The organism is Rhizobium sp. ZPR4 (assembly GCF_040215725.1).
Lineage (GTDB): Bacteria > Pseudomonadota > Alphaproteobacteria > Rhizobiales > Rhizobiaceae > Rhizobium > Rhizobium rhizogenes_D.
On the sequence record NZ_CP157969.1, the window covers coordinates 330,209 to 346,174 of the forward strand.

13 protein-coding genes and 1 pseudogene are annotated in these 15,966 nt (G+C 58.7%); 11 read left to right on the top strand and 3 right to left on the bottom strand.

The window, feature by feature from the left end; genetic code table 11:
• Positions 1-2 precede the first annotated feature (2 nt).
• Positions 3-656, bottom strand: coding sequence for a hypothetical protein (locus ABOK31_RS29345; RefSeq protein ID WP_349962428.1), 654 nt, complete (start codon positions 654-656; stop codon positions 3-5).
• Here ABOK31_RS29345 and ABOK31_RS29350 point away from each other — a divergent pair.
• From ABOK31_RS29350 to ABOK31_RS29370, 5 genes and pseudogenes are all read left to right on the top strand, one after another.
• Positions 643-1,113: a hypothetical protein gene (locus tag ABOK31_RS29350; protein WP_349962430.1), complete on the top strand. Its 471-nt coding sequence runs from the start codon at positions 643-645 to the stop codon at positions 1,111-1,113. The genes ABOK31_RS29345 and ABOK31_RS29350 overlap by 14 nt on opposite strands.
• Positions 1,114-1,301: 188 nt before the next feature.
• A pseudogene (locus ABOK31_RS29355) lies at positions 1,302-1,739 on the top strand (aldo/keto reductase); the annotation flags it as partial.
• Positions 1,740-1,845: 106 nt separating this feature from the next.
• Complete coding sequence (locus tag ABOK31_RS29360; RefSeq protein WP_349962432.1) at positions 1,846-3,495, top strand: Mu transposase C-terminal domain-containing protein; 1,650 nt, start codon at positions 1,846-1,848, stop codon at positions 3,493-3,495.
• Between the two features lie 6 nt (positions 3,496-3,501).
• Positions 3,502-4,380 carry a TniB family NTP-binding protein gene (locus ABOK31_RS29365; RefSeq protein WP_349962434.1) on the top strand — a complete coding sequence of 293 codons (879 nt, stop codon included), beginning with the start codon at positions 3,502-3,504 and terminating at the stop codon, positions 4,378-4,380.
• Entirely contained in the window at positions 4,380-5,450 is a 1,071-nt protein-coding gene (locus tag ABOK31_RS29370) for a TniQ family protein (RefSeq protein WP_349962435.1), read from the top strand. The genes ABOK31_RS29365 and ABOK31_RS29370 overlap by 1 nt, the downstream gene beginning before the upstream one ends.
• Here the strand turns inward: ABOK31_RS29370 and ABOK31_RS29375 are convergent.
• Positions 5,395-5,568: a TetR family transcriptional regulator C-terminal domain-containing protein gene (locus ABOK31_RS29375; RefSeq protein ID WP_349962811.1), complete on the bottom strand. Its 174-nt coding sequence runs from the start codon at positions 5,566-5,568 to the stop codon at positions 5,395-5,397. The genes ABOK31_RS29370 and ABOK31_RS29375 overlap by 56 nt on opposite strands.
• Positions 5,569-5,828: 260 nt before the next feature.
• The gene (locus tag ABOK31_RS29380) at positions 5,829-6,749 is read right to left on the bottom strand and encodes a LysR family transcriptional regulator (protein ID WP_349962437.1); all 921 of its coding nucleotides are present in this window, start codon (positions 6,747-6,749) and stop codon (positions 5,829-5,831) included.
• Positions 6,750-6,882: 133 nt separating this feature from the next.
• Here ABOK31_RS29380 and ABOK31_RS29385 point away from each other — a divergent pair, with 133 nt between their 5' ends.
• From ABOK31_RS29385 to ABOK31_RS29410, 6 genes are all read left to right on the top strand, one after another.
• The gene (locus ABOK31_RS29385) at positions 6,883-7,872 is read left to right on the top strand and encodes an aldo/keto reductase (protein WP_349962439.1); all 990 of its coding nucleotides are present in this window, start codon (positions 6,883-6,885) and stop codon (positions 7,870-7,872) included.
• A gap of 251 nt (positions 7,873-8,123) precedes the next feature.
• Positions 8,124-9,239: an aldo/keto reductase gene (locus tag ABOK31_RS29390; protein ID WP_350019314.1), complete on the top strand. Its 1,116-nt coding sequence runs from the start codon at positions 8,124-8,126 to the stop codon at positions 9,237-9,239.
• Between the two features lie 428 nt (positions 9,240-9,667).
• The gene (locus tag ABOK31_RS29395) at positions 9,668-10,573 is read left to right on the top strand and encodes an alpha/beta hydrolase (protein WP_349962813.1); all 906 of its coding nucleotides are present in this window, start codon (positions 9,668-9,670) and stop codon (positions 10,571-10,573) included.
• 392 nt (positions 10,574-10,965) lie between these two features.
• Positions 10,966-11,535, top strand: coding sequence for a TetR/AcrR family transcriptional regulator (locus ABOK31_RS29400; protein ID WP_349962442.1), 570 nt, complete (start codon positions 10,966-10,968; stop codon positions 11,533-11,535).
• Between the two features lie 40 nt (positions 11,536-11,575).
• Positions 11,576-12,772, top strand: a complete 1,197-nt coding sequence (locus tag ABOK31_RS29405; RefSeq protein ID WP_349962444.1) for an efflux RND transporter periplasmic adaptor subunit — start codon at positions 11,576-11,578, stop codon at positions 12,770-12,772.
• Between the two features lie 9 nt (positions 12,773-12,781).
• A complete protein-coding gene (locus ABOK31_RS29410) occupies positions 12,782-15,937 on the top strand; it encodes a multidrug efflux RND transporter permease subunit (protein ID WP_349962445.1) in 3,156 nt (1,051 codons plus the stop codon).
• Positions 15,938-15,966 lie beyond the last annotated feature (29 nt).

The window sequence follows — 15,966 nt, forward strand, 5'->3', positions numbered from 1 at the left end:
CCTTACGGAAGCGGATGTTCAGTTTCGCGAATATTTTTACGCGCGGCCTCCGCAGACGCGAAGCTATCGAAAAGTTCCGATCGGCGGTCGAATAGATCAATGGAACCGCCGGTCTCCCGGTCTGTCCAGTAATGTCCGCTGAGCCGGGTCACCGGCGAGCCGATGACTTTATATCGGAAGCTTCCATAATGGATGGCGGTCACCTCCTTACGATCAGATATACTCGGGACGCCCTGATACACTCCATACAGATAGGTGGTTCCGTCGTCGTTGATGTCAAAGCTGCTTGCGACGAGGAAGGACTCGTGCTCGCCCGCAGTCATCAGCCGCACAGAAAGCGAGGTAAATGTCTGTCGGATCGCGATATACGCATCTATGCGCCCCTTAGGTTCTCGCGTTTCTGGATCTCTGTAGGTAGACTGGAGCGCGACTTTCCACATGCCATTAAGATTCGGTGTCCGAACAAATAGCCTGCACGGCCACTTCCGCCACAGGTATTTGTTGAACAATGTCCAGCCGCCAGTGAGAACCGCCAGAGTCAGTGAATAGGGCTTTGCGTGCTCCCACGTGAGCTGGATGCCTAAAAACCATAAAAATGCTCCCCACGTGATGACAGCGATGATAAGTAGGACCGATATCGAATTGCGTGTAAACAAGATGGCACCCGGTCAAAACGCCGAACTTAAAGCGAAACTATACAACCTGCAGCGTCAGCCACTACCGTTTCATCCGCTGATACTCGTGTTTTCCACTGGCCGCATCTCCACCAACGAGTGTGTGCCAATGGCTAGGGAGCCGATGCCGGCCGTGGGTTCGCCTTTTTCCGACGAGATAGTCTCCGTAATCAAAGAAGGTACGCGCCTAAATCCAAGCGTACACGATGGGGCAATCATCTTTACGCGCGGAAAAGAAGAAGAAGAGTATCGGCTGTCCGCATGGTCGATGCGGATCATTAGCAAAGGAATTCCAGATTACACCGAGCCCAATGTAGGGTCTGCCCATAATAGTGCCCAGTCGCTGTCACTGTCACCGACAGTCGACCTTTGCGCGATCATTTCAAGTGCTGGCGTTGCCATGTTTGAGAAGGGTCGAATTTCAAGGGCCACGCCTTAACAGCGCTATCGTCACCTGCACCGCGGTCTCCAAGTGGAGTTCGCGTTCGTCGTTTGCTACCGACGAGCCGATTCTCGCTCTCTGGGTGCGACTCGGAAACACGGCAGGCCTTTGATCTCACCTATCCTCCGAGGCTGTAGGCATGATCGTCATGTGGGCGCGATCAGCAACATCTTTCCGCATCGTCCATCCGCGCAGCGGGCCTAGCGCGCGAAGAAATCTTTATCACCACGAAGCTCTGGAATGACGATCAAGGCTACGACGCGACGCTGCGCGCATTCGACGACAGTCTGAAACGCTTGGGCCTCGACCACGTCGATCTCTATCTTATTCACTGGCCGTCTCCGGGCAGGGGCCGGTACGTTGACACCTGGAAGGCCTTCATCCGATTGAAGGAGCAAGGACGTGTTCGCTCGATCGGCGTGTGTAACTTCGGATCTGAGCATCTCAGCAAGATCATGTCGGAGACGGGTGTCACGCCGGCAATCAACCAGATTGAACTCCATCCACGGTTTCAGCAGCGAAAAGTACGTGGCTTCAACGCGAAGCACGGGATTGCCACACAATCATGGAGCCCGCTGGGGCGAGGAACATTGCTTACCGACCCAACAATCGCCTCGATCGCTGTGGCTTTTACTTTACGATTTCAAACGGGAAAATGTCATACGATGGTTAGGTTTAGCTGATAGACGAAGGGCGATTTTCCGCTAACGATTTCAGCGAAACGTCCCTTTGCCAAAGCGATTTCAAGATCGAACACCAAGGTCGGCTCGCGCGATTGCTGGAGAGCAGTGGTCGGTGGCGCGTCACGTTGCGCGTGAGTTGGACAAGATACTCGACGGTGACGGCTCGAGGCAGGCCGCCGTCATACGCGCGGCTACTGAACTGCAGCTGACGACCCGACAAATCTACAATCTCCTCGCCCGCTATCGTACGGAGCGGACAGTGACCGCCCTGCTGCCTCGCGCCGCCGTCAGCCGACGCAAGCGACTGCCGGAAGCCGTCGAGGAAATCATCGGCGCGACGTTGCGCGAGCAATGGTTGACGCTCGAGGCGCCTCCCCTCGCTCCCGTCGTCGCCGAGATCCGCGCCCGCTGTGAGGAAGCGGGTCTTGCCTTACCGTCCTATGTCACGGTTGCTCGGCGCATACTGGCTTTGTTTTCGCCGGAAGAGATCGCGAAGAAGCGCTCGGCCAACCCCAAGCATCTCCTGCGGCTGAAGCCACGGCCCGGCTACATCCATGCGCCGCACCGGCTCGACGTCTGTCAAATCGACCATACCCCAGCCGACATCAATTTCGCGGAGGTTGTCGATGGGGCGGGTGTATTCGTTGGCCGTCCATACCTGACGATCGTCACCGATGTGGCGACACGGGCCATTCTCGGGTTCTGCCTTACCTTGGAAAAACCGTCGGTCCTGTCTGTCGGGCTTTGCCTCGCCCAAGCCATCTGCCCAAAAGACGCATGGCTTGCCGCGCGCAATCTCAATCATACCTGGCCGATGTTCGGCCGGCCGCGGCTGCTGGTCACAGACTCGGCCAAAGAGTTCAAGGGGCATGCGTTTCAACGCGGCTGTGACGATTATGGCATCCGCATCCGGTATCGTGATCGCGGCCGGGTCCATCACGGCGGCGTGGTCGAGCGTCTGCTGGGCAAGCTCAATGGCGTGCTCGCGACATACCCCGGCTCATCGGGGCGCTCGGTGAGCGATCGCGACGAATATCCCTCGGAGCAACGCGCCTGTCTCAGCTTCGCCGACCTTGAGCGCTGCGTGGCGCTGGCGGTCATCGATCATAATTTCCAAGAAAATCCGAAGACCCTAAAGGTGCCATTCACCGAGTGGCAAGGCAACAGCGCGGCTCCGCCGGACTTTGGCGACGATTCGCAACGCGTGCTGTTGTCGTTTCTACCGGGCGCCGAACGCCAATTGTCGCCGCAGGGAATCAGCATGTTCGCCCTGCACTATTACTCGCCGTGGCTCGGAGTCTTCGTTCCCGAGCGCGATCACCTGGGAAAGTTGGAGGTGCGATACGATCCACGTGACATCAGCCATGTCTACGTCCGCGACCCGGAAACACGACTGTTCCGACCGGTCGCGCGACGCGACGGCCGCGTCACGCCACTGACCCTGTGGGAACACCGGGCCGGGCGCGTGCATCAGCGCGCGATGAATCAGCGCTCCAGCGTCGAGAAGGTAGCATTTCGCCGTGAGATCGCCGCCATTGCCGAGACCGCCAAAGCTTCCAAGCGCCAGTTACGCGACGCCGTGCGCAGTGCCCATGCTGTTGCAGCAAAGCCTCGCGCAGTGACGGATACGCAGGCGACAACTCCCGCCGAGCATCCGGCACGCCAAAAGAACCGGCTGCCGGTGGAGGACTGGTAACCGGGCATGTCGGAACATTTGCTTGACCACGTCCGACCTTATCTCGATCGCAATCGCGAGGAACGGATCACCTATATTCGTGCGCCACGATGGATCGGTCACCACGTCGCCAAGGACAGCCACGGACGGCTTGCCGATTTGCTGTCACGACCTGCATCATTGCGAACCGAAGGCCTGATGTTGGTCGGCCCTTATGCCAATGGCAAGACGATGATCGCCGAGCGGTTCGCCGTCGAACACCTCAGAAGTTCGCCTGAACAAAAAGTATGGATCGTCCAGACACGTGAAGGCGCCGGCCTCGGCCATTTTTATGCGAGCATTCTCCAGGCGCTCCGCGCGCCTGGCGGCGATCTATGGGATGTCGGCCGCAAGGCCGAGCAGCTGGATCACCTGCTGGCGACCCTCAAACCGAGGGTGCTGATTTTCGACGAATTCCACAATGCGTTGCGCGGCCGCGCCCGCGATGTTGAAGCTGTCTTCGCCTTTCTGCGGCGGATCGGCCGGCAATACGATATTTCACCGGTGCTGATCGGCGAAGTTGCCATCCACGATTTTATCAACGCCACCAGTGAGATGGCGAGCCGCTTCGACTTGATAGCAGTCCCTCGGTGGCAATATGACGAAACCTATCTGATGCTGCTCGACAGCCTCGAGGCGGCTTTGCCGCTTGCCCGAAGCTCCGACTTATCAAACCAGCCTTTGGCGCGCCGAATCTACAGCCTCTCGGAAGGCTTGATCGGTGAGATCGTCGCCATCGTCACGAAGGCGGCGGTAGCAGCGATCAGGTCTGGAAGTGAGCGCATTACCAAGACTATCATCGACGAACTGTGGCACGTGCCGATCTCGCACCGGCGCAACTCGCCTCTGCGTGAGAGCCTTCTGTGATGGCGATTGATCCCCTCGCGCCTGCAATCAGCATTCGCGAGCGATATGGCGACGTCGCTTCCGACCGATGGCCGGTCATTGTCGAACCCCAGCAGGATGAGATGCTGTTAAGCTGGCTGCATCGGCTCGCATACGCGAATGGCGTTGCGCCTCGTGCCTTTGCCCGCGTACTCGGGCTGACACCGGGAATGTGGTCCGCATCCCTTGATCTTAGGCTTCCAGGCGACATCGCAAGACAGCTCTGTGCAAATACCGGCGTTTCGCCCGATCAGCTCGCAGCGATGACATTGTCACATGCCCTTCCGAAGCAGCTCTTGTTGCCGCTTCGCAACAGCGGACGGCGCGATCGCTCGACCTGGCTACAATTTTGCTCGCAATGCCTTACCGAGGATTCTCAGCCCTATTTTCGAAGAAGATGGCGACTAGCGACCAGAGTTTCATGTACAAAGCACGGCTGCAGGTTACGCGATCGATGCCCCTGCTGCCGCAGCCGCATTGCGGTCTTCAACGGGCGTCGCCTCGTGCCGCAACATCGCTGTGCCTACTGCGGCTGCGACCTGCGTCGCGCATCGATCATCACCATCGGTCCAGGGGCAAAATGGTTCGACCGCTGCATCGACGATATCTGTCGGCCGGAAGAACTGACCAGTTCACCGACAGGCCGTGCGCTCATGCGGCGTCTCTTGAACATGCCTGGCCTCGTGTGCCTCTATTCGGCCAGCATCCTGACCAGTCTGTCCACTGCCGCACGTACGCGCTGTGTCGAAAAGCTGACATATCATCTGAGTGACTGGCTGATGGACGATGAGGATATAAGTTTTAGCGAACGAGGATATTCATATCTTCCATCCAGCAATAGCAGCAGGATTGTCGAACTGCTTACAGCCGCTCTCACCCGAAAAATAGGGCGGCCGATTGCAGCAAACCACCGCCAGCCGGCCGCCACCGACACAGAGTTGCTCAAGGCCTATGTACAGACTTCGCCCGGCTTATCAATTCACCATCACATGAGGTTTAATGGGTCGGGATCGTTTCGCGATGTGGTGAAACAAGAAGCGATTTTAAGATGACTTCCGTGAATTCGTTGAGGGGAACGTCGCTCTTCTCCACCCACAACCGCAGCAGCGCACCTTCCCAACTGTTCAGAAGAAACTGGACGAGCGGCGGCGCCGGCAGTGGATTTTGGATTGCCCCTTATTCTGGCCCTGGGCAATGCAAGCTTCGAAGAGACTGCTGCATGTTCTGAAGTGCATCACGAGCCGGTCACGGATCGTGATGCTGTGATCGGCCACCTCAAGGCTGAGATTGCCCGTCAGGCACCTACGCACATACACGCTTGCAGTTGTCTTCAGCTGTCGCCACGCAAATCCCTCCCGCTCAATACCTCCATGATCTTTGCGCCAATCCCTCGGCTGCTCGGCTTACACCAAAAGCAGACACATCAGACATTATCCAGTCGCTGAGGTAGGACACAACGCCGGTCGCTGCCGGAGTTCTTTTAGCAACACGGTGAACGCCGGCGACGGATGCCGACGATCTGGGTAGTAGAGGTGATATCCGGAAAACGGCTGACACCATTCATCGAGAACGCGGACGAGCCTGCCTTCGGATAGTGCACCAAGCACCTTGTCCTCCCATACCATTGCGAGACCATGCCCTTCTATTGCCGCCTGGATACCAAGCGATTCATCGGAGAAGACAAACGGTCCGTCCACGCGGACGTTCAACTCGTGACCTTCCTTCTCGAACTCCCAAGAATAGAGGCCGCCAGTCGTGGGAAGGCGCACATTCACGCATTGGTGTCGCGTCAAGTCGTGCGGTGTCTCCGGAATGCCCCGTTGCGCGACGTACGCAGGTGAACCGACGACGATCAAACGAAGATCCGGTCCGACGCGAACTGCGATCATGTCCTTCTCGACCTGCTCGCCTAGACGTACCCCTGCATCGAAACGTCCCGAGACAATGTCGGTGAATGATGCTTCGATCGAGATCTCGACCTTCACCTCGGGATAGGCGCGGACAAGGCGCGAGATCGCAGGCCATAGGATCGTTTCCGCCGCGTGACGCTCCGCGGTCAGGCGGATGGTGCCTGACGGCTTGTCCTTCAACTCACTTAACCTGGCAAGCCGCGCCTCGACATCAGAGAGTGCTGGCTTGAGGGTCTCGATGAGTTGCTCGCCCGCCTCGGTCGTTGCCACGGACCGAGTCGTGCGGGTGAGAAGCCGCATCCCAAGACGCTCCTCGAGACGTCGAACAGTCTGGCTCAACGACGACTGCGATTGACCCAGCCGCGCAGCGGCCTTCGTGAAACTCTGCTCCTCTGCAACAGCCAAGAACACATTGAGATCGCCAAGGTCGCTGCGTCGCATTTATTACCTCACATTATAAGCCCAAGCACAATTAAGCATCTAATGCAGGATATATCACGATGCTAAATTGATCATCAAGCCATTCGCAGCCCGCTGCGGACTGATGTCGAACGCTTGAAGAGGCTTGGAAATAATGAGAACACGCATGCTCGGCGCGTTGGCCGTGTCCGAAATCGGCTACGGAACGATGAGCTTCACCTCGATCTATGGCCAGTCTCCAGACAAGGCGGAATCCATCCGCATCATCCGCGGTGCTCATGACCTTGGCATCACATTGTTTGACACCGCCGAGGCCTACGGGCCATGGACGAACGAGGAACTCGTGGGTGAGGCGCTTGGGCCGATCCGCGACCAAGTCGTGATCGCATCCAAATTCGGCTTCGATCTCGAGGGCGGATTTGGTGCGGCCGGACCTGCTACGAACAGCAGGCCGGAGCGCATTCGCGCCGTCGTCGACGCCATGCTGACACGGCTTCGCACGGACTACATCGACCTGCTCTATCAGCACCGCGTCGATCCCAACGTTCCGATCGAAGACGTCGCCGGTACGGTGAAAGACTTGATCGAGGCTGGCAAGGTCGGCCATTTCGGCCTCTCCGAAGCGAGTGCGGCGACCATCCGCCGCGCTCATGCGGTTCAGCCTTTGGCGGCCATCCAAAGCGAATATTCTCTCTGGACCCTTGAGCCGGAGGCCGAAGTCCTGACCGTGTGTGAGGAATTGGGGATCGGCTTCGTGCCGTGGTCTCCCCTCGGACAAGGATTCCTGACGGGGACGATCGATGCCAGCACCACAATAGGTGCGAACGACTTCCGTGCGTACCAGCCGCGATACACCGAAGAGGCCCGCGCCGCCAACCAGGCATTGGTTGATCTCCTGCGCCGTGTAGCTCACGCCAAGGGCGCCACGCCTGCACAGATCGCGCTTGCCTGGCTGCTGTCGCGCAAGCCGTTCATCGTACCGATCCCAGGCACCAGGAAACTGGAGCGCATCAAGGAGAATATCGCCTCGGCCGATGTCGATCTTTCACCCGTCGATCTCTGGGACATCGGCATCGCGCTCGAGCAGATAGAAATCAAGGGCGCTCGGCTGAGCGAAGAACATCTGAAACTGACCAACGGCTGATTTCGCAAGGCCGACGAGCGCGGGTGCTTTGCCAACCGGAGGATGCGCTCCCTTTGATCGGCCGAGCACTCGCGCCCAAGCAACCAATCCTTTTGAAGCCAAACAAGATCCATGGAGCAACCAGTATGTCCGATGCCGACGAGAAAAGATCTATCACTTCGGAATCAATGACGATGAACCGGCGCCATGTCCTCCTGTCCGGAGCTGCGCTGGGAGGCGCGGCACTGCTGTCATGCATTCCAGGACAGAGTATGATGGCCAGCGAAGTCAAACCAGGCTCCAACAGCGCGACAGGACGCAGGAGACTTGGGACTCTCGAAGTGTCGCCCATCGGACTGGGCTGCCAGTGGCTGCCGGGACCGAAAGCTGGCACCGTGACCGATTTCTACACCAGCACGCTCGATCGCGGCGACGCAATCCGCCTCATTCGGTCTGCGGTCGACAGTGGCGTGACCCTCATCGACACGGCCGAAATGTACGGCCCTTTCATTTCGGAGGATATTGTCGGCGAGGCCCTGCAAGATATTCGCAACCAGGTGTCCATCGAGACGAAGTTCGGTGGCGACATCGACCCTGATACAGGTAAGATGGGACCGCGCGGCATGGACAGCCGTCCGGAGCATGTGCGCCGGGCTGTTGAAGGCTCGTTGAAGCGTCTGCGCACGGATCGCATCGACCTGCTCTATCAGCATCGTGTCGATCCGACTGTCCCGATCGAGGATGTTGCCGGTGTCGTGAAAGACCTGATGGCCGAAGGCAAGGTCCTCAACTGGGGCCTTTCGGAGCCTGGCATCCAGACCATTCGCCGCGCTCATGCAGAACAGCCCCTCGCAGCCATTCAGAACGAATACTCGATGATCTGGAGAGGGCCGGAGACGGAAGTGCTTCCCCTATGCGAGGAGCTCGGCATCGGCTTCGTCTGCTGGAGTCCTCTCGGAATGGGCTTCCTCTCGGGCAAGTTCAACGCCGATACGAAGTTCGGCACCGGCGCCACTTTCGATCTACAGGCAGGCGCTGGTGCTTTCGACTTCCGTGCGCTTGTGCCGCGGTACTCTCCGGAAAACCTGAAGGTCAACATGGCGCTCTATGCAGTGGTGTTGAAGTGGGCGCGACAAAAAGAAGTAGCGCCCGCGCAGATCGCGCTTGGTTGGCTGCTCGCGCAAAGGCCTTGGATCGTTCCCATCCCCGGAACAACCAAGATGGAACACATGAAGCAGAACGTCGGTTCGGCATCGGTGACGTTCACTGCCGACGAGCTCAAGGAACTCAATGGCGATATCGCTGCCGTAAAAATCGCCGGGGCTCGTCTCCCGGCGGAGGAGGAACATGTGGTGGGCGCCGACACTCCACCGAAGAAGGGTCGATGAAAGAAGCGAACCCCGACTCCTCCAGGCATGGCGATCCCTGATCGAGTGGCCGGCCCGCCTTACCGCACCCTGCTTTCCAATCCACGAAGCAGGGTGGACGGGATCAGGCGAGCGTCATGACGCTCTAGCTCGGCAATCGCACCGCCTTATGGGCGGAGTCCAATTGACCACCTCAAATGACCCGGATCACCCCGCGCATGGGGCGCTGACACGAACGCGCGCCTAAAGCTCGCGACGAGATCCCATACTGACAGAAAATCATTCCTTATACGAAGGATTCGCCAATGAACGACGGCAATGAGAAGATCAATCTATCCAGACGCAACGCAGCCAAGCTCGGGCTGTCCCTCGGGGCGCTTGCAATGCTGCCGCTCGCTTCCCGTGCATTCGCCGGGGAGCCTCCTGAGACCGCATCCAAAGGAAATCAGATGGACAAGGTTCGTTTCAACAATCACATCGGCATCAGTGTCGCGGGCAACGTTCATTATCCGACAGGTTTCGACAAGTCGAAGACCTACGCCGCAATTGTAACGGTCGCCCCTGCAAGCGGCACCAAGGAGCAGACGGCAGGTCTTTATGCGGAGAAGCTCGCGCAGCAGGGTTTTGTCGCCATTGCCTTCGACGCCTCGTTTCAAGGTGAAAGCGGAGGAGAGCCGCGGTATCAGGAAAATCCAATCGCGCGCGTCGAGGATGTTCGTGGCGCGGTCGACTACCTGGTGAGCTTGCCTTTCGTCGATAGCAATCGCATCGGCGTTCTCGGAATCTGCGCAGGTGGTGGATATGCCGCCAGCGCGGCCATGACCGAACGCCGCATCAAGGCAGTCGGCGTGGCCGTTCCGGTCAACGGCGGGGCGGAGATGCGCGCCGGCGGACGCGAAGCGACGATATCCTCGCTGCAGGAAATTTCCCAGCTTCGCGCGGCTGAAGCTCGCGGGGCCGATCCAATGATCGTACCGTGGATTCCGGACGAGTATAAGGTTTCAGAGGATACCGATCTCCGTGGCGCCTACGACTATTATCGAACCCCCAGGGGTGCTCGCCCGAACTGGCAGAACAAATTGCGGTTCTCGACGATGGATGCGGTCATGGCATTCGATGCCTTCGCCTTGGCGGACATGCTGCTTACCCAGCCCCTTCAGGTCATCGTTGGAAGCAAGCCCGGCGCCTATAACTCCAACCGTGATGGCCACGAACTATACAAATTGGCTGCGTCGACGAAGAAGGACCTCCAGGTAATGGACGGCGCCTCTCACTTCGACATGTATGACAATCCTCAGTACGTCGACAAAGCCGTTACCAAGTTCACGGAATTCTACAGGACGAACCTGGCATAGATCCAACAAGCATTTCCAATCGCTGAATAGCGCTGGCCGCTGTCGTGGCGGCCTTCATTCCCGTGACCGTCGTTGTGACAATCACGCATATCGCAGTCTCGTCCCGTACGCTCGTTCAGTAGGCCAAAAGCACGGAGGTTCTCTGGTCCATGGCCTTCTATCCGTTGGTAAAGGCGGGGCCGCCCGCACCGGTGGGAATTCCAGGCGACCGGAGCGGCTGCAGTCGCATCTTGCCTGTCCGCCTTGCCGCGTTCGCCGCGGAATGGATTCCAATCATGATAGGTCGAAGCTGCGGCTAGATACACGAAGAGCCCCAGGCACGTATTTTTTGCGAACGTTCGTTTCGTTACTTGAATTCATATACGATCGTTCGTAAATGGAGGCATCGAGAATTGGAGACCGACGTGGGCCGCATCCGTAAGATCATGAAGGACGACATCCTGGACGCAGCGGAAAGGGTCGTGCTTAAACTTGGCGCATCCGGGCTGTCGATCGATGCCGTGGCGCAAGAAGCAGGAGTGAGCAAGTCGACGGTGGTCTACGACCACAAGTCAAAGAGCGCACTGCTCGAAGCATTGATAGACCGTCGGCTGACAATGGAACTCGAACGCCAGAAGCAGTTTGTAGCTGAATCGGCCAACACCCCCCACCCGGAACTCTATGGTCGCATCAAGTCCGCCGAGCGCGTCGCGAACGAGACCGAACGCGCCGTCGCAATGGCGATCAGCGCTTCGGTCTCGCATGAAGAGAAGCTCCAGCAGCAGATGCGGGACTGGACCTTGGATGACCTGAAGGCAATGACAGACGGTCCCCGTCCAAAGGCGGCGCTGATGGCCTATCTTGCCTTGTCCGGATTCTATTTCACTGAGCTCTTCGCCGTCCACCAGTGGAGCGAAGACGAACAATCACAAATCCTCGAAGGTGTGCGCACGATCTACACGTCCTACCCGGAAGAGAAATAATCCGCCCCTGAGGGCATAACCACATATTGAAGGAAGTACCATGCAACGCTGCAGACAACTGCCGCGCCTAAAGGCGTGCCTTATCGCCAGTTCCATTTTGGCGCTGACGGGAACGTCGAGTTTCGCTCAGGAGGGCCAAGCGATGCCCCCCGCCGCCGTTAGCGTCGTCGAACTCAAGTCGCATCCCATTCCAGTCGTCAGCGAGCTACCCGGGCGCATCGCGGCAACGCGCATTTCCGAAGTCCGGGCGCGCGTCTCCGGTATTCTCGAGGAGCGCGTCTTCGAACAGGGCGCCCTCGTCAAGGAAGGCGATATCCTCTATCGGATCGACCCACGCCTGTTCAAAGTCCGCATTGCAAGCGCCGAGGCTTCGCTACGGCGCGCCGAGGCCGCCCGCGACAATGCCAAAGTGCAGCTCGAGCGTCAGAAATCGCTTCGGGAGAAGAACATTGCCAGTGGCGTCGACTACGACAACGCCGCGGTCAACCTTGCCCAAGCAGAAGCAGACGTAGCGCTGCAGCAAGCATCGCTCGATGAAGCGATGATCAACCTTGAATACACCGAGGTCCGCGCTCCGATCACCGGCATCATCGGAGGTGCGCTTGTCACCGAGGGTGCACTCGTAACGGCGGACGGCGCGTCGAACCTTGCCCTGATCCAGCAGATCGACCCGGTCTATGCAGACTTCACCCAGTCGGCACAGGACTTGATCGCCCTGCGCCGTGCCGTGAGCGAAGGCAAGCTTGCCAGCCCGGCACCTGGACAAGCAAAGGTCGAACTCGTCTTCGATAGTGGCGGCGTCTATCCCGAAAAGGGCAAGCTTCTTTTCTCCAGTGCCAACGTAGACACCACGACGGGTCAGGTAACGATCCGCGCCGAGTTCCCCAACCCGAATGGCGACCTGCTGCCCGGCATGTATGTCCGGATCAAAATCGAACAAGCAGTGAGGCAGAAGGCGATCACGGTTCCTCAACGCGCAGTGCTGCGTACCCAAGACGGCGGGGCGCAGGTCTACGTCGTCGAAGCAGACGACACCGCAAAACTTCGAGATGTCGAACTCGGTCAGGCGCTCGATCAGGAATGGGTCGTCGAAAAGGGGCTTTCGGCCGGCGACAAGGTGGTCGTCGATGGTGTCCAGAAAGTGCAGCCTGACGCCAAGGTCGCGCCGGAACCCTGGCAACCCGGCACGCAGCAGCACTCAGCCGCGAAAAACGCCCCAGCCAGTTCAGCCCAGTAAGGTAGTATAATGGCACAGTTCTTCATTAGCCGCCCGATCCTTGCATGGGTGTTTGCGTTATTCATTTCGATCGCTGGCATCATCGCCCTGCCCTTCCTGCCCATCGCGCAGTATCCGAAAGTCGCGCCGCCGCAGCTCACTATCTCGACCTCCTATCCGGGTGCGTCTCCTCAACAGATCTATCAGGGCGTCACCCGCCTGATTGAGGAAGAGCTCAACGGCGTGAAAGGGATGATGTACTTTGAATCCACATCCGATACGACCGGGGCGATCAGCATCAACGCCACGTTTGAAGCCGGCACCGATATCAATCAAGCTTCAGTCGACGTGCAAAACGCAATCAGGCGCGTCGAGTCCCGTCTCCCGTCAGCCGTGACTTCACAAGGCATCACCGTCGAGGAAGCGGCTTCTGGCTTCCTGATGCTGGCGACCCTCACTTCGACGGATGGCAAATTCGATGAGGTCGCGCTCGGCGACTACTTGAATCGGAACGTGCTCGGCGAGATCCGGAGACTGGACGGGGTCGGACGCGCGCAGTTGTTTGCAGCGCAGCGAGCCATGCGCGTCTGGATCGATCCCGACAAGATGGTGGGGCTACGCCTCGCGGCGGAAGATATCCGCGCAGCCATTGCGGCACAGAATGCACAAGTTGCGGCTGGCCAGATCGGCGCGGCACCGAATCCCGTGACCCAGGACCTGACTGCGACCGTGCTTGTCCAGGGACAGCTCAGCGATCCGAAGGCTTTCGGCAACATCATCCTGCGTGCCAATGCGGATGGGAGTTCCGTGCTGTTGAAGGACGTAGCGCGCATCGAACTCGGTGCCGAGAACTACAATTTCTCCAGCAGGCTCAATGGCCAGCCAACGGCAGCAGTCGGCATCCAATTGTCTGCCACCGGCAACGCCGTGGCGACCTCGGCGGCTGTGAAAGCCAAGTTGCAGGAACTGTCAAGATTCTTCCCGAAGGGCGTTGAATACGCCACTCCCTACGATACCAGTCCGTTCGTCTCGGCATCAATCGAGAAGGTGTTGCACACGTTGATCGAAGCAGTCGTGCTCGTCTTCATCGTGATGTTCGTCTTCCTGCAGAATCTCCGCTACACGGTCATTCCAACCTTGGTCGTCCCCGTGGCGCTCCTTGGGACCTGTGCGATGATGTTCGCGACGGGCTTTTCAATCAATGTGCTGACCATGTTCGCCATGGTCCTGGCTATCGGCATCCTCGTTGATGACGCGATCGTCGTAGTGGAGAACGTCGAGCGCATCATGGCCGAGGAAGGCCTGTCACCGAAGGCTGCGACCCGCAAGGCGATGAAGCAGATCACCGGTGCCATCCTGGGCATCACGCTCGTGCTGTCATGCGTCTTCGTTCCCATGGCCTTCTTCCCCGGCTCGACGGGCATCATCTATCGTCAGTTTTCTCTGACAATGGTCGTTTCGATCCTGTTTTCGGCGTTTCTGGCGCTGTCGCTAACGCCTGCGCTCTGCGCAACATTCCTCAAACCGATCCAGAAAGGTCATCACGAGAAGAAAGGACTGTCGGGCTGGTTCAACCGCAACTTCGAAGGCCTGACCAATGGCTATGTGAAGGTCGCCAACGGCATGGCTCGACGTGCGGGCCGCATGATGGTCATCTACCTCGCGCTTCTGGTGGGCCTCGGCTACCTGTTCGTCAGCCTTCCGTCTGCATTCGTTCCGGGCGAGGATCAGGGCAACCTGATCGTCGACATCCAGGGACCGCCGGAGGCCAGCGCCAACCGCACGCAAGCGTCGATCCGGCAGATCGAGGAGATCTTCAAGGGAGAGCCGGCCGTGAAGGACGTTATAGCCATCCAGGGCTTCAGCTTTTCCGGAAGCGGTGCCAATGCGGCCCTGATGTTCGTGACCCTGAAGGATTGGAGCGAGCGCGGCAAAGGCAACTCCGCCCAGGAGATCGCCGACCGCGTCAACATGGCGCTGTTCGGTCTGAAGGATGCAACCAGCTTTGCACTGTCACCGCCCGCAATTGAGGGCTTCGGCTCCACCGGTGGTTTCGCCTTCCGTCTCCAGGACAGAAACGGCATCGGCCAGGAGAAACTCGCCGCGGCGGCAGCCGAGCTTATGGCCAAGGCAGGCCGGAGCCCTGTTCTGACAGGCATGCGTGTCGAGGGCCTGCCGGACGCGGCGCAGGTGATGCTTGTGATCGACCGCGATAAGGCAAACACCTTTGGTGTCACCTTCGCGGACATCAACAACACCATCACGGCGAACCTGGGTTCTTCCTATATCAACGACTTCCCCAATGCCGGACGCATGCAACGCGTCATCGTCCAGGCGGAGGATCGTGACCGACTTCAGACCGAAAGCCTTCTGAAACTCAACGTGCGAAATGCGAGCGGCGGCATGGTGCCGTTGTCATCCTTTGCAATCGCACAGTGGCAGAAGGGATCGCCGCAGATCGTCGGCTACAACGGCTATCCGACAGTGCGCATAGCCGGTGAGGCTGCTCCTGGGAATTCGTCCGGTGCCGCGATCGCCGAGATGGAACGGCTTGCCGCGGAAATGCCTGACGGTATCGGCTTCGAATGGACTGGCCAATCCCTTGAAGAGATCAAATCCGGATCACAGGCTCCGTTCTTGTTTGGCATAAGCATGCTCTTCGTCTTCCTGCTGCTTGCGGGTCTCTACGAAAGCTGGTCGATCCCGTTCTCCGTAATCCTTGTGGTTCCGCTCGGTGTCATCGGCTGCGTTCTTGCCGTAATGGCGGCCGGAATGTCGAATGACATCTACTTCAAGGTCGGTCTGATCGCGATCATCGGCCTGTCGGCAAAAAATGCGATCCTGATCATCGAGTTTGCGAAGGACAACTTTGCTGAAGGCAAGCCTCTGCTCGAATCCGCAATCGAGGCCGCAAGACTCCGGTTCCGGCCCATCGTCATGACTTCGCTGGCATTTACGCTCGGTGTGGTGCCCCTCGCAATTGCCTCAGGCGCGAGCGCAGCCAGCCAGAACGCGATCGGCACCGCCGTGCTCGGCGGCATGATCTCGGCGACGATCCTTGCGGTGTTCTTCGTTCCTGCCTTCTTCGTCTTCGTTCTGAAGCTCTTCAGGACAAAGCGGCCGGCAGCCGAGGACGAGACGATCAAGTCGACACCTGCCGCAGTCCCCCACGGTATCACGCCTTGACTTCAAACCGACGGGCAACCCCACCCGTC